Origin of the sequence: Lutimaribacter pacificus (assembly GCF_900142185.1) — a bacterium.
GTDB classification, from domain to species: domain Bacteria; phylum Pseudomonadota; class Alphaproteobacteria; order Rhodobacterales; family Rhodobacteraceae; genus Lutimaribacter; species Lutimaribacter pacificus.
On record NZ_FQZZ01000013.1, the window covers coordinates 1 to 19,897 of the forward strand.

At 59.9% G+C, this 19,897-nt stretch carries 18 protein-coding genes and 4 pseudogenes; 1 reads left to right on the plus strand and 21 read right to left on the minus strand.

The genetic code is table 11. From position 1 onward, the window contains the following. Positions 1–94: 94 nt before the first annotated feature. The 10 genes and pseudogenes from F3H87_RS19955 to F3H87_RS22040 all read right to left on the minus strand — a co-directional run. Positions 95–666 (minus strand): annotated as a pseudogene (locus tag F3H87_RS19955) (transposase); the annotation flags it as partial. Between the two features lie 91 nt (positions 667–757). After that, positions 758–2,020 (minus strand): ABC transporter ATP-binding protein, encoded by a 1,263-nt coding sequence (locus tag F3H87_RS19960; RefSeq protein WP_149789448.1) that lies wholly within the window; start codon positions 2,018–2,020, stop codon positions 758–760. A 53-nt stretch (positions 2,021–2,073) separates the two neighbouring features. Further along, complete coding sequence (locus tag F3H87_RS22030) at positions 2,074–2,361, minus strand: copper-binding protein (RefSeq protein ID WP_223228148.1); 288 nt, start codon at positions 2,359–2,361, stop codon at positions 2,074–2,076. An 18-nt stretch (positions 2,362–2,379) separates the two neighbouring features. Next, positions 2,380–2,919, minus strand: a complete 540-nt coding sequence (locus tag F3H87_RS22035) for a cupredoxin domain-containing protein (protein WP_223228149.1) — start codon at positions 2,917–2,919, stop codon at positions 2,380–2,382. Positions 2,920–2,948: 29 nt separating this feature from the next. Further along, positions 2,949–4,316 carry a multicopper oxidase family protein gene (locus tag F3H87_RS19970; RefSeq protein WP_149789449.1) on the minus strand — a complete coding sequence of 456 codons (1,368 nt, stop codon included), beginning with the start codon at positions 4,314–4,316 and terminating at the stop codon, positions 2,949–2,951. Beyond that, positions 4,313–5,728 (minus strand): TolC family protein, encoded by a 1,416-nt coding sequence (locus tag F3H87_RS19975; protein WP_149789450.1) that lies wholly within the window; start codon positions 5,726–5,728, stop codon positions 4,313–4,315. Before F3H87_RS19975 ends, F3H87_RS19970 begins: the two co-directional genes overlap by 4 nt. Before the next feature lie 2 nt (positions 5,729–5,730). Further along, the gene (locus F3H87_RS19980) at positions 5,731–5,934 is read right to left on the minus strand and encodes a hypothetical protein (RefSeq protein WP_149789451.1); all 204 of its coding nucleotides are present in this window, start codon (positions 5,932–5,934) and stop codon (positions 5,731–5,733) included. A 529-nt stretch (positions 5,935–6,463) separates the two neighbouring features. Next, the gene (locus F3H87_RS19985) at positions 6,464–7,228 is read right to left on the minus strand and encodes a MauE/DoxX family redox-associated membrane protein (RefSeq protein WP_149789452.1); all 765 of its coding nucleotides are present in this window, start codon (positions 7,226–7,228) and stop codon (positions 6,464–6,466) included. Positions 7,229–7,251: 23 nt separating this feature from the next. Beyond that, positions 7,252–8,214, minus strand: coding sequence for a DUF305 domain-containing protein (locus F3H87_RS19990; RefSeq protein WP_188129271.1), 963 nt, complete (start codon positions 8,212–8,214; stop codon positions 7,252–7,254). Between the two features lie 162 nt (positions 8,215–8,376). After that, positions 8,377–8,538: pseudogene (locus tag F3H87_RS22040) on the minus strand (MerR family DNA-binding protein); the annotation flags it as partial. A gap of 58 nt (positions 8,539–8,596) precedes the next feature. Here F3H87_RS22040 and F3H87_RS20000 point away from each other — a divergent pair. Further along, positions 8,597–9,761: pseudogene (locus F3H87_RS20000) on the plus strand (IS3 family transposase). Between the two features lie 125 nt (positions 9,762–9,886). Here F3H87_RS20000 and F3H87_RS20005 read toward each other — a convergent pair. The 11 genes and pseudogenes from F3H87_RS20005 to F3H87_RS20055 all read right to left on the minus strand — a co-directional run bounded on the left by F3H87_RS20005 (position 9,887) and on the right by F3H87_RS20055 (position 19,888). Continuing rightward, on the minus strand, positions 9,887–10,912 hold the full coding sequence (locus F3H87_RS20005; RefSeq protein WP_149789453.1) for a type IV secretion system protein: 1,026 nt from the start codon (positions 10,910–10,912) through the stop codon (positions 9,887–9,889). Beyond that, a complete protein-coding gene (locus F3H87_RS20010; protein WP_057796677.1) occupies positions 10,912–11,331 on the minus strand; it encodes a hypothetical protein in 420 nt (139 codons plus the stop codon). Before F3H87_RS20010 ends, F3H87_RS20005 begins: the two co-directional genes overlap by 1 nt. A gap of 16 nt (positions 11,332–11,347) precedes the next feature. Next, complete coding sequence (locus tag F3H87_RS20015; RefSeq protein WP_149789454.1) at positions 11,348–12,382, minus strand: ATPase, T2SS/T4P/T4SS family; 1,035 nt, start codon at positions 12,380–12,382, stop codon at positions 11,348–11,350. A 1-nt stretch (position 12,383) separates the two neighbouring features. Next, complete coding sequence (locus F3H87_RS20020; RefSeq protein WP_149789455.1) at positions 12,384–13,709, minus strand: TrbI/VirB10 family protein; 1,326 nt, start codon at positions 13,707–13,709, stop codon at positions 12,384–12,386. After that, on the minus strand, positions 13,706–14,407 hold the full coding sequence (locus F3H87_RS20025; RefSeq protein ID WP_149789456.1) for a TrbG/VirB9 family P-type conjugative transfer protein: 702 nt from the start codon (positions 14,405–14,407) through the stop codon (positions 13,706–13,708). The genes F3H87_RS20020 and F3H87_RS20025 overlap by 4 nt, the downstream gene beginning before the upstream one ends. Next, positions 14,404–15,051 carry a virB8 family protein gene (locus F3H87_RS20030; protein ID WP_149789457.1) on the minus strand — a complete coding sequence of 216 codons (648 nt, stop codon included), beginning with the start codon at positions 15,049–15,051 and terminating at the stop codon, positions 14,404–14,406. The genes F3H87_RS20025 and F3H87_RS20030 overlap by 4 nt, the downstream gene beginning before the upstream one ends. A gap of 14 nt (positions 15,052–15,065) precedes the next feature. Beyond that, the gene (locus F3H87_RS20035; RefSeq protein ID WP_149789458.1) at positions 15,066–15,863 is read right to left on the minus strand and encodes a type IV secretion system protein; all 798 of its coding nucleotides are present in this window, start codon (positions 15,861–15,863) and stop codon (positions 15,066–15,068) included. Beyond that, positions 15,860–17,026: a lytic transglycosylase domain-containing protein gene (locus F3H87_RS20040; protein WP_149789459.1), complete on the minus strand. Its 1,167-nt coding sequence runs from the start codon at positions 17,024–17,026 to the stop codon at positions 15,860–15,862. The genes F3H87_RS20035 and F3H87_RS20040 overlap by 4 nt, the downstream gene beginning before the upstream one ends. A 4-nt stretch (positions 17,027–17,030) precedes the next feature. Next, entirely contained in the window at positions 17,031–17,246 is a 216-nt protein-coding gene (locus F3H87_RS20045; RefSeq protein ID WP_028095514.1) for a hypothetical protein, read from the minus strand. Beyond that, positions 17,243–19,620 (minus strand): annotated as a pseudogene (locus F3H87_RS20050) (VirB4 family type IV secretion/conjugal transfer ATPase). The gene F3H87_RS20045 and the pseudogene F3H87_RS20050 overlap by 4 nt, the downstream one beginning before the upstream one ends. Further along, positions 19,610–19,888, minus strand: a complete 279-nt coding sequence (locus F3H87_RS20055) for a type IV secretion system protein VirB3 (RefSeq protein ID WP_018065947.1) — start codon at positions 19,886–19,888, stop codon at positions 19,610–19,612. Before F3H87_RS20055 ends, F3H87_RS20050 begins: the two are co-directional and overlap by 11 nt. Positions 19,889–19,897 lie beyond the last annotated feature (9 nt).

Here is a 19,897-nt window from a genome sequence, read left to right on the forward strand (position 1 = left end):
TGCGCCTCGGTAAAACGGCTCTTTCGCATTCGTCTGCTCCTTCAAGGTTGGGCAGACTCTACATCATGATGAGGGATTTCGCGGGGGGCAGGTCAATGGCCTTGCGCCTTGCCCGGCGTTTGCGCACCGCCAGCCCTTCCTCGCGGTAGAGCCGGTAGATGCGGTTGATGCCCGAAGGCTCGCCCTCGCGACGCAGCAGAATGAACAAGCGTCGGTAGCCAAACCTGCGACGTTCATTGGCCAGATCGCGCAGCCGCTGACGCAGCTCGGTCTCTGGCGGTCTGATCGACCGGTAGCGGATCATCTTCCGATCCGCCCCGACAATATGGCAGGCCCGCCGTTCCGACAGGCCCATCCGGGCCTGCAGATGCGCAACGGCCGCGCGCTTCACGGCGGGCCTTACCATTTTTTTGAAAGCAGTTCCTTCATCGCCGCCGCATCAAGCACCTGCTCAGCCAGCAGCTTCTTCAGCCGGGCGTTCTCGTCTTCAAGCGCCTTGAGCCGCTTGGCATCGGAAACTGTCATGCCGCCAAACTTGGCTTTCCAGTTGTAGAACGTCCCTTCCGACATGCCGTACTTGCGACAGAGATCCGCGCACGTCGCGCCCGCCTCATGCTCGGTCAAAATGCCGATGATCTGTTCTTCCGAAAATCTTGATCGCTTCATTGTCCGTCCCTTCGTTGGGTCGGACTCTAGTTTCAGGTGGAGGAAAAATCCCGTGGCAGGTCACGAGCGATATCGCGATTGATCGCGCCAGTCATGTGGCAACTCCCACCCAACCACGCTCATTAGCAGCGGAAGCATAACGTAGGGGGTTATGGTTCTCAGTCTCTCGGCATTTCTCCAAGAAGTCATAGAATTGATAGGATCGCAAACGAACGTCTGAAAGGTTTTGATAATAAAGGATGAGCTCTCTGAACGGTGCAGAAAAGTCCTTGAAGGCCGCAATGACCGCAACAAGTGCTCCTAACGACAAGCGCCCTTCAATCACCAGCCATCCGCCGATAGAATACAAAAGGAAGGGTGTGAGGGTCATCAGGAAATTCGTGATTGCCTTCTGCATGAATTTCGCGCGCTGCAAACTGAGCCGAGAATTTCGCAACTCATGCATGGTTGCTCGCGTCTTATTACTGGTATCTCTTTTGACGATGGTCGCCACCTGTTCGCCTAATATGTCGCCATAAACACGAACTGCCATTATTCTGCGACGCATCCGTTCGTTCACTCTCGCCTGCAAAATTGGAATGATGAGTATCTGTAGAGGGATAAGTGTCATCGCTGCCGCACCAAGAATCGGGTCCTGAACGAACATGAATAGCAGCACGGTCAATAGGGTGCCGCCCTGGAATACCGGGGTTGCGAACACATCGCCTGCAAATCCTCCTACTGGTTCGATTTCACCAGTTGCCATTGGAATGACATCCGCCCTACGCAGGCATTTCGCTGTCTTGCGCCAGTTTCGATACAAGTCAAAACGAAGGTGGAGTAGTGTACGCTCGCCTATCTCGCCCTTCTTCACATTCAGTTTGTACTTGACCATGCCGTTGAGCATCAGCGTGAGCAGGTACAGCCCGGACAAAGCGACCAGAACATCCAGTTGCGAAAACTGAAAACCGATCACATCGACTGGAAAGTGACCTGATTCGATTGCCCCGTTTACGATCCGCTTCGGAATCTCAAGACTTGCGTAAAGTAGTGGCTGCGCCAAAAGGCCCAGAGCGACGACCGCAGCCTGTTCCTGCCATCGCAGTTTTAGTACGGATCGCAAGACTCGCCAAGGACGATAGTCGGCACTTTGACCAGAAATGTGACCAAGGAAGTGCTTGGCCAGCCGCAGCAACCTGTACGCAAGTACTGCGATGAATGCGAATGGTGCGATCACCAGAACGATATGCAACACCAGATGCAGCCATTCCGGCGCACTCGCATCCAGCTCGAATCTGGCCAATCGAGCAACGCGGTGCATCAACCCGTCAAGGCCAAGCAGCCAGGCTAGGTTTTCCTCCAAGGCCAGTGTCATTGGGACATTTCCAACGATGCAATAACGAACTGGCCCTGGAGATCATTCATCGGTCATTCGACCTCGATTTCGGTAACCGTCAACTTGCCATTCACGCGATCTGCGAGGAATTTGACCTGCGAACCTTCGGAGAGGCCATCCAGCATGGCCGGCTCGGCTACGACGAACACCATCTTCATGGCGGGCATATCGAGGTTTTCCAGCGGTCCGTGGTCGATCGTGACCTTGTTCCACTGGGTATCGACTTTGGTCACAGTGCCAGTGGCCATCGGATGATCACCATCCGCCAGGGCCGAAGTTGCGGTCAGTGCCAACGCGGCAATGAGGGTGAGAATTTTCATGTCTGGTTTCTCCTAGTTTCAGTTTACGATGAGGGGGCCATGCATGCCGGCTTCATAGTGTCCTGGCAGCAGGCAGGCGAATTCGAACGTCCCGGCATTGACGAACGTCCAGAGGATTTCTCCCTCCTGACCCGGTTCGAGACGAACGGCGTTCGGGTCGTCATGTTCCATCTCCGGAAACTTCGCCATCAACTCCTTGTGTTCGGCATTCGCTTCCATCGTATCCATGACGAATTCGTGGACTTCCTCGCCTTCGTTGACGATGTGCAGCCGGACGGTTTCACCGGCGACGAAGGTCAACTCCTTCTGATCAAAGATGTAGAGGTTGTCCCCTTCATAGTCCTCTTTCATCACGACCTTGATGGTTCGGGTCGGGTTGGCCTCCGCCGGTTTTCCGACCGCCATGCCGTCTTCATGACCATGTGCATGATTGTCTGAGTGACCATGCCCCGCGGCCGGTTTGGTTTCATCGTGGCCATGTCCGCCCGAGTGTGTCCCAGCCGCCAGAACGAGTGTCGGCGACAAGGCAATTGCGAGGACTGCTAGTGCTTTCTTCATGAGCGTTTCTCCTTGGGGTGCTCGATGGTTCAACCTTTCCGAACACCGCCGCGCGGTGTGAGGATCGTGTTTGGTGAAGTGTTTGATGCATGTTCGGGCAATTCGCCCGTCCATTCGTAAGCCTGGGTGCCCGGAGGATTCTGATACCAGCCCGGATCCGAATAATCGTCCGGTGCAATTCCGTCGCGCACCTTCACGACCGAGAACATGCCGCCCATTTCGAGCGGGCCGTGTGGACCCCACCCGGCCATCATTGGCACTGTGTTTCCCGGGATTTCCATCGACATCTCGCCCATATCAGCCATACCGGCGGTGCCCATTGGCATATACCCCGGCTGCTGGCGGCGGATTTTTTCGGTCACCACCCGCTTGTTCGCACCGATGAAGGTTGGAATGTCGTGGCCCATCGCGTTCATCGTGTGGTGGGACTTGTGACAATGGATCGCCCAATCACCCTCGTAGATGGCATCGAACTCGTAGGCGCGCATGGCACCTACGGGAATATCGATCGACACCTCCGGCCAGCGCGCGCTCTCCGGTACCCAACCGCCGTCGGTACAGGTGACGTGGAAATCATAGCCGTGCATGTGAATGGGGTGGTTCGTCATCGTCAGGTTTCCGCACCGCACCCGCACCCGGTCGCCCTTGTTCACCACCAGCGGGTCAATATCCGGGAAGATTCGGCTGTTCCACGTCCACAAGTTGAAATCCGTCATTTCCATGATCCGCGGGATGTAGGTCCCCGGATCAATGTCGTAGGCGGCCAGCAGGAAGGCGAAGTCACGGTCCACCGGCATGAAGGCAGGGTCGCGTGGATGCACGATGAACAGGCCCATCATTCCCATGGCCATCTGAACCATTTCATCCGCGTGCGGGTGGTACATGAAGGTGCCTGACTTCACGAGGTCGAACTCGTAGACAAAGGTCTTGCCGGGCGGGATGCCAGGGTGGCTCAGACCTCCCACTCCGTCCATCCCGGAGGGCAAAATCAACCCATGCCAGTGGACCGATGTGTGCTCCGGCAGGCGGTTCGTCACATAGATGCGCACCCTTTCGCCCTCGACCGCCTCGATGGTCGGTCCTGTCGACTGACCATTATAGCCCCAGAGCCGTGCGATCATGCCGTCGGCCATGATCCGCTCCACAGGCTCTGCAACCAGATGGAACTCCTTCACATCGCCATTCATGCGGTAAGGCAGCGACCAGCCGTTAATAGTGACAACGGGGTTATAGTCGAACCTGTCCGTCGGGCGCGGCGGCACCTGAGTGTAGGGGCTGTCCGTAAACGCCGCCTCGGGCAGGTCGCGGAACCGAGTTTGTGCGGAACCGGCATTGGCAAGAACCGCCCCGGCACCCGCAGTCAGCCCGGCGCCGAGAAGTTGTCTGCGATTCATCATTCATCGTCTCCTTCTTCATCTCCGCCAACACTTGCTGATCCGCCCCATATTGCGGCGGTTACGCTTGTCTCGGCCAACCAGTAGTCTCGCTTTGCTTCGGCAGCACTAAGCTGCGCTTCCAATCCATCACGCGCGTCTTCAAGCAGTTCGAACGTGGATGTGATCATCCCGTTGTAGGACAAGAGGGCTTCTTCATCGATCGTACGGCGCAAGGGCAGAACTACGTCGCGCCAGTGCCGAGCGACCGAGTGCTTGCCTGTAACAGCCTTGTGTGCGGCTCGCGCTTCCGCCCGCGCGCCGACGGCCGATTCCGCCAACATGTTGGCTGCCTTCAGGTACTCCAGAGACCCCCGACGTGAGATAAGCTTGCCAGTATCGTAGAGCGGAATTTCGAATTCCACTTCCAGAACTGGGTTTCGGTCCGTTTCGCCGTCTTCGCGCTCGATTTCTATGCCCGCCATGAGCGAAATATCCGAAACCGCGCGCGTCTGACCGGTGAGCCGATAGTCGGCTGCGATCGCTTGAAGCTCCAGACGACCGGCGGCAAGGTCGACGCGGTTCTGCAGCGCCAACCGCTCGATGTCGACTTGGGAACGGGGCCCGCCGGGCAATCCTGGGAGTGCGTCCGGAACGTAGAAAGTCATTTGCCCCAGAGAAACGCCCATCAGCCGCGCCAGCCGCTCCTTGGCGAGTTGTGCTTCCAACCTTGCGTCAGCTCGCTCCGCCGCGACTTCGGCGTTGAAGGCGTGCTCCCGGGCTTGATCTGCCCGGTTCAACGCACCTGTACGCCCTAGTTCGGTAGCCAGTTCTGACGCGGCATTGGCTGCATTTTGGGTTTGTGCGATCAGGCCGGCAGCCTCGAAGGCGGCGACGGCCTCGATCCATGCGCGGCGGGTTTCAATAGCCAACGCAATCGTCTCTCCGGCAGCAGCCAGTTGGGCTTGCTCGAACCGAAGTTCAGCCACCTTTGTTCGAGGTTTTGCTGTTGCCGCGTCCAGAACGGCGGTGAGGAGAGTCGCTTCGAGCGTTCGCGTGACATCACCGGCTAATCCCGACACTGACACGCCGATCGTGGGAACGGGGCCTAAAGCGGCTTCCCACACATCTGTCGCAGACAAGCCAAGTTCCGCGTAGGACGCCTGGAGGCCACGGTTGTTGAGAAGTGCGGCCCTGACGGCGGTGTCTGCACTGATTGTCTTGCCTTCGATCAAAGCCTTGGTTTGTGCTTCAGCAGCTGCGATCTCAGCTGCAGACAGGTGCCAAGCCGGCGTGCCGGTCTGTGCGCGCTGGCTGCGGTCCGCCACGGCGGCGAAACCTGCGCGCGGAGTGCTGACTTTGCCAATCGTCGCTGTGTCCGCACAGGCTGAGAGAACGGCGAGTGCCGCAACGGAGGAGATGAGTTTTCCCTTCATGCTCAGTTCTCCCTTTGACTGTCATTGACGCCGCGCCAATCGGCAGGCTCGACGACCTGATATCCGAGATATTCGACCGGAGGAGCGGCATGGAGATGCGTTGTTGGGTTCGCGGGGGCAGAGTTCTCTGCGCCCACCGGGAGTGGCTCTAGCGGCGCACAGGCCGCAATAGCCAGCGGCAATACAGCCGCGAACATGGTTTTCATTGTGCGTTTTCCGTCAGAAGATGTGGTAACGTGCGGCTGTATTGCCGTGACGATCATTCACATCTTTGGACGGGGTGGTCGGTCGATACCTTCGGGCGTTTTAGGTAGGACTTTGTCATCGGCACTGATCTCGTATCTTGCCACCAGATGGCAGGGCGCAAGACTCTTTGCGGCTTCAAATGTCAACGCGGAAATACATCCATGTGACGCACAATGATCCGCCGCATGCGGGGGCGGGTCCAATTTGTCATCAAGTGTAATGGTGTGCCCGTGATTGGTGCCGTGCGAATCCAAAGCTGCTGACACCTCCGCCGAAAAATCACATTCGAGCATCTCGGCAGCATTGGCTGGTGCCAAAAGGAGGGCGACGGCGAAAAACGCCGATGTGATCCAACTCAGAAAAGGTGCAACTCGGACTGTCATGAAACGGAGATAAGCGGGCAATGTGTCGTTTCACAAGTATCAAATTGTATCAGACCTGACAGAGACATAGTAGCCACAGTAGCGGAAGCGATCAGCGATACTCTATTCAACCAAAAAAGGCCCGTGCAGGCATCCACAGCCCCATGAAAATCATCATCAAATTCTCGGTCAGCGACACAAATCCCAATGGTACGTTCGAGCCGCCGCCGACGCAGGCGCACTTCAATTCCCGCTTGTCGATATAGACCGCTTTAAAAACCGAAACAGCGCCTATGGTCCCGATAAACAATGCGACGGGCGCGCTTATCCAAACCAGCGCACCGGCGACCATGAGAATACCGGCCAACGCCTCGCCAAATGGGTAGATGTAGCCGTACCTCACCCAGCGTTGCGCCAACAAATCGTAGTTCAGGAACATCGTGGAGAACCCCTCGACGTCCTTAAGCTTTTGAACCGCGAGAAAACACATTGAGATCGCGATGAACCACTCGAAGGCGCGTAAGGTGAAAACGGACCCGAAGGAGGCCCAGCTCAGTCCGAGCGCCATTAGGAAAGCAACCGAGAAGATCGCGATGACCGGTTGATAGGTGGTTTCGTCCTCTCCTCGCACCTCTTGGCCAAAATGCTTCCGGAGCGCGTCGTACCCACCAATACGCTCACCGCTGATGAAGGTTTGAGGAGTCGTCTCGACGCCATGCTCCTTCTTGAATGCGTCGGTCTCCGCACGAGACGTGAGGTGGTGGTCCTCTACCTCGTAGCCCTCCCGCTCAAGCAGATCCTTCGACTTGAGCCCGTATGGGCAGAGATGATCCTCCATCACCATTCGGTAGAGAACGGCTTTTTTCGCGTCGGATACGGTATCTTTAGGCATGGTCAGCTCCTGTGGGTTTGACGTCACGCGTTGCACCGTGTCCAGCCGATGAACCCGGCCCGGGATCCGGCATCGAGCGTGTAAACCAGCGTCGACTCGGCAAGTGCGTCGTCCGAAGACCCGTCCTCGGTCGGCGTTATGGAAACCGCCATCCCATCAGTCGAAAGCGAGACAGCACCATCGCTCGCAGTCTCCGAGGCAGAGAGGCGGATCAGGTCGCCGCTCAGCTTCATCAGAGCCACCGCTTCGCCGTCGACGTCGCCCATGGCAACAGTAGGTTTGGACGTGGTGGTGAAGTTGAACGTGCAGGCCGCGCCCTCAGGGAACAGCTTGGCGATATCGGCCTCGGTCAGGAATTCCGGATCAATGGCGGCAACCTTGGCGGTCGACAGCGCCTCCGAAAGCGGGACGATCTGTGCTTCAGGTGCCTCCTCCTCGGTCCCGTCGCCATTGCCCTCGATATCCTCGATCAGGTACCGCATTTCAGCGATTTCCTTGTCTTGCGCATATACGATTTCATCAGCGAGCTTCTGGACGCGAGGGTCTGACAGGTTCGACCGCGACGACGTCATGATCGCGATCGAATGGTGCGGGATCATCGCGCGCATGAAGCTGGTGTCGCCAACCGTAACCTGGCTTCGAACAAGCCAGAGAGCCCCAGCAAAAACGACGATTGATCCGAGATAGATTGCAGCGTTCATCGCCTTGCTCTTGTACATACCGAGCATGAAGGTCAGCATTACAAGCGCCATCGCCGCACCCATCACGAAAGCCATGTAGAAGCGTGTTTCGGACCAGAACAGATGGGTCCACTGGTAAGTATTGAAGTACATCAGAGCGAGCATGATCGCCGTCGAGGTGCCAATCATGGCAAAGAATTTGCCATAGGATGACGTCGAATGCCCCGATGCTCTGTCACGCGCGGTCTGCCGCGCACCGTGTGAGGCAGTCGCTGCTTGAGTATTCTGATGCGTTGCGTCAGACATGATGATCCTCCGAAATATCTCTACAGAAACAACCCTCCAGCGCTGGAGGGTTCCGAAAAATCAGAAATACTCTGTCCTGTCAGACAGTTCGAACGGTCAGTTCTGTCGTCTTCTGCGCAATATGATCGTGGCTAGGCATCCGCAGAGCAACTGGTCCAAAGGCTAGGCGGGACCACCCGCTAAATCGCTGAGTATCGGACAGTCCGGGCGATGGTCGCCATGACAGGATCTGATTAGATGCGAGAGTGTCTCGCGCATGGATTGAAGCTGCGCGATCTTGTCGTCAATCGCTGTCAGGTGTTCTTCGGCGACCGCCTTGACCTGAGTGAGCCTCCCCAACTGAACTGGTCCACCGCTATGTTTAGGAAACGGAGGACTGAGAATGGCAAACAGGCGACCCAAGCCCGAAGAGATTGTCTCGAAGTTACGACAGGTTGAGGTGCTGATGGGACAGGGCATGTCCCGTCTCGACGCAATCCGACAGATCGGCGTTGTTGAACAGACGTACTATCGCTGGCGCAAGCAGTATGGCGGAATGGGCGTAGATCAATTGAAAGAGCTGAAGCGGCTCCAGAAGGAGAACGAGCAGCTGAGACGCGCTGTATCGGATCTGACACTGGACAAGCTGATCCTGAAGGAGGCGGCCAAGGGAAACTACTGAGCCCCGCTCGTCGTCGTGCCTGTATCGACCATGTCCGCGACCGGTTCAAAGTGTCTGAGCGCAGAGCCTGTCGAGTGTTGGGGCAACATCGTTCGACCCAACGGCATGTGCCCAAGGGGCGTGCAGATGAGGATCAGCTGGTTGCCGACATGATCGAACTGGCTAGACAGTTTGGTCGCTACGGTTACCGGCGGATTGCGGCCTTGCTGAGAGATTCAGGCTGGTCTGTCAGCGATGGTCGGGTTGAACGGCGTCCGCCATGGGCCTCGGACCGATGGCGGCCATCATGGCGAACCGGCGAGAGGGTCTGAAGGTTCCACAGAAGCAGCCCAAGAGAGGGCGTTTGTGGATGAACAACGGATCATGCGTCAGGCTGCGGCCTGAGTATCGGAACCATGTCTGGAGCTATGACTTCGTGCATTGCCGGACCGATGACGGGAAGGCATTCCGCACGTTGAACATCCTGGATGAGCACAGCCGCGAATGCCTGGCAATCAAGGTGAAGCGCAAGCTGAACTCATCAGATGTGATCGATGCTCTGACAGATCTGTTCATTCTGCGAGGTGCTCCCTCTTTCATTCGGTCGGACAATGGACCTGAGTTCGTTGCACAAGCGGTTCGGGATTGGATCACGGCTGTCGGTGCAAAGACAGCATTCATCGAGCCAGGTTCGCCCTGGGAGAATGGGTATTGCGAAAGCTTCAACGGGCGGATGCGGGATGAACTGCTCAATGGGGAAATCTTCTATAGCCTGCGTGAAGCTCAAATCCTGATCGAGCAATGGAGGAAACACTACAACACCAAGAGACCACACAGTGCATTGGGCTATCGGCCGCCGGCTCCCGAAACCATCACCCCAATGGAAACCAGCCCGATCATGCACTAACAATTACCTTGGACCAATCAGATCGGGCAGCTCAGTAGTGCGACAAAGCCCGGTCGCAACATGAACACAAGCTGCACAAACTGTCACGCAAACTACTGAAATCACGAGCTAATCGTCACCATCCATCATTGGACCAACCTTTTCGCCCTTTCCGCCATTCTTACTAACTGATCGCTGGCGGTTTTTGCTGCCGCCTGCACAGCCGCTGGACTCTGTACTACGCTTCGCCCGACCGCTTCCCCGGTGGTCAATGCGCCGATGCGAGACCTGCCTTTTACACCGGTCGTGTTGATTATCCCGCGCATGATCCCAGCCGATCCAACGACAACGGCCGGCGCGGCTGCAACCATCAGGTTGCCCGAGATCCCACGTACGATTAGCGGCGTCGCCGCGACGAAACCCTTGGCGAGGAACACCATCACGAAGAATGGTACAAGCGAGCCGATGTTGTTTGCCGAGTTAGGATCACCGAGCTGGGCGAGAAGCGAATTCGCCATGCCGACGACGGTCGAGAACATGGCTGCGATGACGATGGGGTAGAAGGCATAGCTGACTGTCGTCGAGACCCATCTGTGGAAGAAATCCTTGGTCGCGTCAAAGAGCGACAGTGCGATCATGATCGGAGCGAGGCCAAGCATGAGTGTCAGCATCATCTTGGCGAATATGAGGACGATGCCGGTCATGAAGCCAAGGAGGCTCAAAAGAATAAGCCCGATGCCGCCTAGGATCGCGCCCGTCATCCAGTTCAGGTTGCTGCCGATGGCATTCAGGTACTGGCTGAATTTTTCGATCAGGATGTCGAATTCGCCGGCAAAGTGTGTGGCCCCCGCCCCTCCGCCGCCGACCGAGGAAATCAGGGCTCCAGCAACATAGTCGAGCCCGCCGATGATGGCATTCGCGACCGCGTTGAAGTTGGCCCAGTTGAAGGCGAAGAGCCCTATCAACATCAGCTTGATTAGGTACCAAAAGAAGCTGGCCCCATCCATGCTGCGGAACTGGAATGCCATGTTGATGCAGACGCCGATTAGCGAAAGCGTGACCATCAGCAGGACGATCGTGCCGGTATTGCTTGCCACGGCCCCGAACTGGGACTCAGCGGCATCGACAAGGAACGCGTCTGCCGTTCCGACCATCCAGCTGACGACGCCCATTACCAGTTGCCTTGAGCTTCGCAGATTGTACGCACGCTCGGCTCGAGTTGCTTCCTTACTTCAATCCAGTCGCGGCGAAACGCTGAATGCTCGGCTTGGCTAAGGCCTGCATACCTTTCATGATATTCGCCATCGGAGCTATCCCAAGCGGGAAAGCGGGTTTCACAGCTGCAGTCGCCAGATTCAGCGATCTCCTCCCAGGCCCGAATTTCGTACAACTCCATCAAAGCTGCTGCCTTGTAAGCTTCCCGCGGATTGATTTCGTCCATCCAGGTCGGGCGCGCCGGACGATCGTTGCAGATCCGGTATTGTTGAGGCGACATATCGACCGTGAGATCGTTTGAGACCTGAGGCGAAGTCTGCGCCACAAGGGGGCCCGCCAAGGCGGCAAGCATGAGTGCGAGAATTGGTTTTCGCATCTGGGGGGTTCCTTTTTTACTCAGCGGCAACGGAGGGGCTCTTGTTGCCTCTGCCGTCGACCATGTCGAGGTTCAAATCTCTGGTTTGACCTGGGAGGAAGAACTCGGTGATTCCGCGCGCGCCTTCATGGCGGCCTGCCTGAATGATCACGTCGATCGAGCCTTCGATGTAATCGATCATGTCGGCGTAGGTCATCGGCACATCGGTTTTCAGGGCGGCGATGGCGAGGCGGCGAACAGCAAGTTGTGGGGTCTCGGCATGCAGTGTGGTCAGCGATCCACCGTGGCCGGTGTTGATCGCCTCGAGAAAGGTCATCGCCTCGCGGCCGCGGACCTCGCCCAACACGATCCGGTCGGGCCGCATGCGCAAGGTCGAGGCCAGTAGCACATCAGCGCTGCGGGCGTCGGTATCCCGGTCAGCGATCAGCGTCACGGCATTGGGCTGCTCGGGGCGCAGTTCTGCCGCCTCCTCGATGGTGATGATCCGCTCCTCGGGAGGGATCAGGGAGAGGATTTTGCGCGCCGCGACCGTCTTGCCGGTCGATGTACCGCCCGAAACGATCATGTTGAGCTTGTTCTCGACGCAGAAGCGCAGCGCGGCGTCGATGTCGCCGGAGGCAACCACATTGCGCAGCGCGGCGTTTCGTTCGCGCCGCAGACCTTCGAGGCTGCGCTCCTTTCCATAGAGGAAGCCGAGCCGGATTGCCTCCAGCGGCAGGGAGGAGAAGAACCGCAACGATATTGAAAACCCACCCTCGACTGCCGGCGGCTGGATCACCTGCGCGCGGATCGGGCGATCTCGATATAGGATCGAGACCGAGACAATGGGCTTCTTCGTGCTGAGCGTCGTCGAGGCGGCCGAGGCGATCTGGTTGCCGAGGTCCTTGATCTCGGTCTGGCTCAGCGGGCTGCCGAGACCTCGCATGAAGTGATCGCCCTGGAATTCGCCCCAGACTTGTCCGTCGGGATTGATGCAGATCTCGATCGTGTCGTCGTGCAGGACCTCGGGGCCGAAACGGTCGAGCGACGCTTCCAGATAACTTGCAGCCATGTCAGAAAATCTCGAGGTCACGATCGACCATGACCGTGATCCGTGTACCCTGATCGACATGTATCACTGGTCGGATCGCCAGATAGTCCTGCATCACGCTTTGCGTGCTATCGCGCAGGTCGGTGCCGACATCACTCGCAACATCGGCCGCCGCCTCGCTGTCGATTTGACCCGCTGCAGCCGCAGGCAGGGCGCCGATCAAGGAAATCAGCGCGGCGGAGCCGAAGCGTTGCGCGAAACGGGTCTCGACAAACCCGGTGGTGCCAGTACGGCCAAGTTCGTCTCCACCGAAGGCGCTGATCTGCACGGTCTGATTATCGGGCAAGATGATCCGGTCCCATGCCACCATGACGCGCGATTGGGCGAGTGCGACATCCGAGCGGTAGCGCCCGATCAGCCGCGCGCCGCGCGGGATCAGGATACGCGTTCCATCGAAAGAATGGACGTCTTCCGAGACGATAGCGCGGATCGCGCCGGGCAGTGTGCTGTCGAGGGCCGTCTCTGTCACAGCCTGAATCATGGTGCCCTGAACAACCGTGTTCGATGGGTTCGCGATCACTTCGGCACGTGTCACCTGCGCAGGTTGTGCGCCCGAACGAACAAAGGCTTCATCTGCATTCAAACGTGCGGCTTCCAGCGTGTTCTCCCTATCCGCACCCGCGCCCATCCCGGAGAACGCGATCATAGGAGACGCGATACGCTCTGCGCGGGCCTCAGCTTCAGCAGCGCGCCGCCTTTCGAGTTCGGCCAGCCGCAATTCTTCTTCACTTGGTCCCAATGAGGTCGGCTCTGGTGGTGCAAGCCGTGCAAGTTCCAAGTCCATGCGGAGCTGATCCAATTCGCGGTCCCGCTCGGTCAGCTGCCGCTCGAGGGCACGCTGAGCCTCGGCGGATGCTTCCTGTAAGGTGGCAATTTGCGCCGTCAGGTCCGCAATAGCCTGCTCCGCCCCGCTATCCGCGGCCTCGGCCGGTCTTGCGCGCAGGTCCTCGAGTTCCGCTCTCAATGTCGCAAGACTTTCCATCAGCGCGAGTTCCGACTCGCTCGGACCTGTGTCCGCAGGCGGGGCTTGGCTGGGCTGCGGGGTAGAAATCGGCGCCAGATCTCCGAATCCGGGGCCGCTGCTCTGGAACTCCTCCGGCGCGGCGGTCGCCATTGGTGCTTCTGCTGACGGCTGCAGGGCAGCCCACGCCAGACCACCTGCTGCCGCGATGCCGACGACGCCAAGGATCGCGGCAAGCGGCGCAGGCCGCTTGCTTGCCTTCGCTTTGCCTGTCGAGCCTTCGAGAGCCGCGAGGCGCGTGGCGAGGTCTTCCGTACCTTCGGTCATGATGTGGCCTGTCCTGCGTCCTGGACGCATACCACCTCTTCGCCAAGGCGAAGAACCCATTGTCGGTTGACGCCGGACACGCGGATGACGCCGTCCCTCAAGGCTTGGCTGTTCACCGCGCGTTCCCTGCCGTTCGAATATCGGAAGATGGCGGGCACCGGCGCATTCCGTGCGAACCGGAAATACGTGAAGGTACCATCATCCCAGATGGCCGTCGGCGTGAACTCTTCTCGGGCGCTGACCGCATAGTTCGCGTTCGGCGCATCGGCCGCAACCGCCCTGGTGGGTTGCACGCGGCTTTCAGGGTAGCGGAACTGCACGACATAATGCGGCGTCTCCCGGGCTTCGACGACATGGAAGTAGTAGGAGCGGCGGTTGGTGTAGACGGTGATGTTGGTGGCGACGCCAGATGCTGTCGGCTTGATGGCGAAGGCACGGCCACCCGGGACACCGTCGAATTGAAACCCGACCGTATCGCCGGCGATGATCGAGCGGATTGTTTCACCCTCACCGAATTCGACTGTGGTGACGCGGGTCAGAGTCGTGACGACACGGTAAACTTGGCCTTCAGTCCAGGTCGCTACGCGCACGCGGTTGTCATGAGAACCTGGGCGGGGCGTGGTCTCGGCCAAGGCAGTCGATCCCGCGAACGTGAGAAAACTGGCGGCCAACAAGGTAAAGATTGGAGTGCGAGTCATTCGGAACGGTCCGATCGGATGGCATATTGGGTGACGGTGAAACCGAAAGGGTTTTGCCAAACATCGTCGATCGCGCGGGTTCGCTCTGGCCGGAATTCGAACATCAACGTGGCAGTGAACGATCCATCCTGTACCCCTTGCGGGCTTGTCAGGCGCTTTCTGAGCCGCACCTGGGCGCGGTTATCGCCAATAAGGGTGATCGATGCGATCTCAACGGCCATCTCGGCCGCAGCCCCGTAACGCGTCGGCGGATAGCTGTCCTGCCCGGAGGTCCACATGGCTCGCATGCTGGCCTCGGCCGCCCCGGAAGACTGTGCGAGGACACGGCGGACACGAAGGTCGTTGTCGAGCTGGTTGTAGGTCTCGCGGTCGAGAATGTAGCGGTAGATTTGCGCTTCGATCACGGCAGGCCGTTCGGCGAGCGACACGGTTTCAACCGTGGCATTGGGGAGCGCCATCCCGGTCGCGGGATCGTAGGGCACAACCACGGGAAGCGGCGTCTCGACCATCAGCGCGACAGCCGCAGCCGTCAAACAGCCGAATACGCCAAAGCCTGCCCCGGAAATGCCGATCATCCGCCAAAGCTGTTCCCGGCGCAGGGCACCGTAGACAAGTTCCTCTTCCACGAGCTCGCGCGCAGTCATCACCCCTACCCCACTCACGGCTCAAGATCCGGCAAGGTGAAGTCCATGTAGCGGCGTTCTTCAGCAACGGTGGCGGCGTCAACCACGCCTGCATTGCCAGCGCCTAGGGTTTGGATCGCTTCCAGCTCCCACATCCGTGTCATGGCGATGGCGAGTTCCGCCGTGACGCGTGTGTTATGATCCATCGAGGCTTTGAGATCTTCCATGTCCGGGATCATCTCGACCAGACGTTCCACCCGTTCGAGAGACTGTTCCGCCTCTGCGTGGCTATTCTGCGCCGCCGCCGACATCACAGCACCTGTGGTTGCCCGCGTGGCCACGCCTTCGGCGCCCGGATTGCCGCTGGTGGCGATCTCGCGGAGTGAATCCTTGTCGAATCCGGCGCTTGCCAGCGCCAGTTCCATCTGCGTGCGCATGGGCCCGGCATTGGGCCCTATTAGAGCGCTCCAATCGCCCGCCTGGATGCCTCGGATCAGGCCGGGGATGTCTTCGAAGTTGGCCTCAAGCAAGGAGTCGAGGTCCCCGCCCATGGCAAGCCCGAGGATGCTGCGCGGCCCGGTGAGCGAGGCATACATCTCGTTCAGCTGATCGAGCTGGCTTTGCAGCATGTCCAGTTGCTCCAACGCATTGTCCAGAAGATCCGTCTGGATCCCGAAATCCTGCAGCATCTGCTGAAGCTGGCGGATTTCCTGGGCAATGTTCTGGGTGTCCACCGTGGGCACACCCTGTGCCGCGGCAGGTCCGGTGACATTGAGGGCGAGCGCGAGAGCAATGCTACCGGCGAAAAGGGAACGGGGCAGGCGCAGGTTCAACGCAAATCCTCCTGACTGAAATCCATGTATTGCCGCTCGGCAGCTTGCGCTGCCGCCAAGGCGATCTGCGCGGCGCTGAGTGGCTCGGTTCGGGCGGCCTTGATCCGGGTCCGGATTGCGACCAGTCGGGCCAGTTCGGCCCGGGCATAGGTGTTGAGCGCGATGGCCTCGTGGAGATCCTCGGTCTCACCAATGCGGGTGATGATGTCCTGAACCCGCAGGGCGGCGGCACGGACCGAGACCAGCGAATAGTCGCCATAGACGCCTGCGCCGTGGGCCGAGAGGCTGAAACTCGCGTTGGCGAGGAGCACAGGGTCGATGGTGCCGAGCGCATCGATGCCGCCTACGGCCGCGAGGTAGCTGTTGTACTGCTGCGGGATCACCACGACATAATGCTGGGTTTCCGCGAAGGGTGGCACACCGCCATAATCCTGCACATTGCCCGGCCCGGCGTTATAGGCGGCGAGCGCATGGATAATGTTGCCATCGAACATGTTCAGCATTTGTGCGAGGTATCGCGCACCGCCGGTGACCTGCAGATAGGGATCGTCGTAATAGGCCGGGTAGATCCCGAGATCGCCCGCGGTACCGGGCATGATCTGGGTAAGTCCGAAGGCCCCCACGGGTGAGCGTGCCCCGATCTGGAAACGGCTTTCCTGCCAGATCAGCGCCTGCAAGAGACAGCGCCATTGCACGAGCGAAAGACCTGCGCGGCCGACCCCGGACAGACTATGGGTGTCGCGTGCTGCGCGGATGATCAGCTCCTCGATCCCCTCCCTGGCATCGCCGAACATCCGCGCTGCCGCTGGATTGGTGTCCTCGGGCGCATAGAGACTGGCGGCCGCGCTTTCGACGTCGTCTACCGCCCCCTGCCCCGCCTCGAGCCCCGCCACGGTTCCGGCCACGTCTCCAGCGCCAAGCGACATGGCATCCATCAGCCCTTCGAGGGAGGCGAGTTGCTGGCGCTCGATTTCGGCCAGTTCCTCCTCGCGGCTTAGCCGGTCCTGCTGCAATGCCAGGTCCCGATCGGTCTGCTCAAGGATGGCCTGCCGCTCTGCGAAGAGGCGCAGGTCGAAGGTCGGCACGCCCTGGGCGACCGCTGGCCCCGCCGTGGGACCTGCCAGCGCAAAACCGATCATCGAGAGAGGAAGCCAGGTCCGCATTGGTTCAGCCGCCCGCCCCCAAGAGGACGAAATCGCAGGCCGTGTCGCGGCGCGTGACCTCCGCCCCCATGGTCGAGATCGTGGCGGTGGCGGTTCCTGCCTGCGCAGGAGCCTCGCGAAAATTGAAGCAGTTGGCTTGCGGGGGGTTATGCTGCGCACAGGCTGTCAGGGTCAGGCCGAGCCCGAGCAGCACGACGCTGCGAATGATGGTACGGGTCATGTCACTCTCCAGAAATCAGGACGTTCGCGATAATCGGCGCCGACAAGCGCTTCGCCCTTCTCCATTCCGCCAAGGATGGTCACGAGCGGGCCGAGCGCGCTGAGATCGGCATCGATCACGACGGAACCACGGTCGTCGCGTACAAGCGCGAGGCCGAGCCGACGCCCAGAAGCACGTCGAGCTCTTTCTCGGTCAGGCCGAGCATCGCGTAGTCAGCGGCGGAAGCACGAATGTTGGGCAAGAGCACCTGCGTCGGCACCGCTTCCACGATGGTCTTGCCGGTGCGCGTGCGCTCGAGCTGGCTGGCATATTGGGTCATCATCACGACGACGGCGTTCTGCTTGCGGGCGGTCACCAGCCAGTTTGAGAGCCGCTCTGCGAAGTAGGCGTTGTCGAGGGCTTTCCATGCCTCGTCGATGACGATGATGGTGGGCTTGCGGTCCTCGATCACCCGCTCGACCCGGCGGAAGAGGTAGGACAGGACCGCCATGCGTTCCCGCTCGCTCTCGGAATCGAGGATGCCGGTGAGGTCAAAGCCCGCGACGTCTCCATCGATGCTGAAACTGTCCTCGGCATTGGCCCCGAAGATCCAGCCGTAGCGACCCTCGGCCGTCCATTCCTGCATACGCTCGAAGAGATCGCCCTCGTCATCGGTCGAGACCAGCAGCGAGGCGAAATCCGACCAGTTCCGTAGACCCGCATGTCCTGCGCTGGCGTTCTGGCGCACGACTTCCTGCAGTCGGTTGGTCTGAACCGGGGTCAGCGGTCGATCGCGCCGCTCCAAGAGGCTCGCGAGCCAATCAGCAAGCCATGCCTGGCCCCGCACGTCGATCTCGGTCTGGAGCGGATTGAGGCCCGTGGGGCGCCCCGCCCGCACGGTCGAATAGCTGCCGCCGAGCGCGCGGACGGCCATCTCCATCCCCGCGCGATAGTCGAATACGAAGACCCGCGCACCTGCCCGCCGTGCCATGGTCATCAGGAAAGCCGCTAGGACGGATTTGCCGGAGCCGGGACGGCCGAGGATCAGCGTGTGCCCACCTGTGGGCTCGCGATCTGGCGCGCCCTGTTCGTGGAAGTTGAAGCGAAAACCGCTGCGCTCGGGTGTGGGAAAGAGCGTGATCGGCACGCCCCAAGGGACTTCCCGCCCGGTCTTTCCGAGCGGTGTGCGGTGGAAGGTCGCGAGATCGGCGAAGTTGTGGTTCGTGATCGCGGCCTTGCGGCTGCGCGCCCCTGTGTTCCCGGGATGCTGCGCCATGAAATGCGCCCGTGCCCCGAAGGCTTCCGAGATCAGGTTGATGCCGGAGGTGGCGGAGATGTTGCGGATCTCGGCTGCGATGTCGTCAAGTGCCGTCTGGGTGCTGGCATAGACGGCCACGGTCATGTGGTGCTCGCCGAAGATCAGGCGTTTGGATTCCAGATCGTCCTGCGCGAGTTCCAGTTCCTGGGCGAGACTGACGGCTCCGTCATTGGCGGCCTGCATTAGCCGCAGCTGCCGCTTGATCCGGCCCGCCATGATGTTGGCGTTGATCGGCACAAAAGAGTGCGTGACCACCATGTCGACGGGCAAGTTCAACTCGTCGAGCATCAGGCTATCGGTCTTGGCAGGGTAGTTCTTCACCGCAAAGATCGCCCCGAGCTTTTCGCCGACGGCACCGTCCGAGAGTGCGATGGTCGTGCCGCGGAAGGTGACGCGGGTATTTGCTACGTCCTCGGCGATCACACCGAGGCGCGACCGGGGGAAGAGCGGGTGCTCCTCGCCCGTGTTGAGTGAACCGAGGAAGCCCAGAAGCTCGCCGGTGCTTGCGGCCAGCAGGCGGGGCTTCAGCTCATCGAAGGAGGACAGCAGAAAGCCCACAACCTCGTCGAGCTTGCGCAAGCGGCGGGTGGTGTCGGCCGCATGTCGCGAGCGAGACGCCCCAAGTCCGAACGGCAAGCGGCTGCCGGTCTCAGGTCGCTTCAGCACGGTCAGGGTCAGCGTCTTGTCGCGCAAGCCCGCGCGGCCGAGATGCGCGTGCCATCGTTTGTCGACGGCGGCAGCAAACCCCTCGCCCGGAATGGGCGGCAGGGTCACATCGACCGCTTTCGAGACCTTGTGCAGGTAGAAGGAGAACTCCGTCCCCACCTGCGCGACGATGCAAGCCAGCAACCCTCCGATCCGGTCGAGATGCCCGTCCTCGCTCGTGCTGCTGTTCACCCCTTCGAGGCGGATGCACTGCATCAGTTCGTTGCCGCGTGTCCGGATCGTTCGGTCGTTCACGAGGCTCACATAAGGCAGCATCATTGAGAGCCGCTTCTCGCCCTTGACCCATGCGGGTAGCGCGGTCAGCGGATCGATGGCGTTCTCAACCTCATCGGCAATTCCATCACGGGGCATAGCTGTCGCCTCCGTGCAGCTTGCGGTTCGTCGTGGGCGGGGTTTCCTGCAGGGTGATCACCAGGACATCAAGGAAGTTCGGATCCCAGTCCGCGGCCTTCCAAAGCGCCGGCCAGGCCAGCCCCGCGAAGACGGCCACCACCCAGCTCTGCACCCAGAGGAACAGAAGCGTCGAGCCGAAGAGCCAGACCATGGCATACATGATCGGCAAGCCCATCAGCTTGGGCGGCCTGAGAAGGCCGATGAACACGCGGGACTGGTCTGACATGGGTGCTTC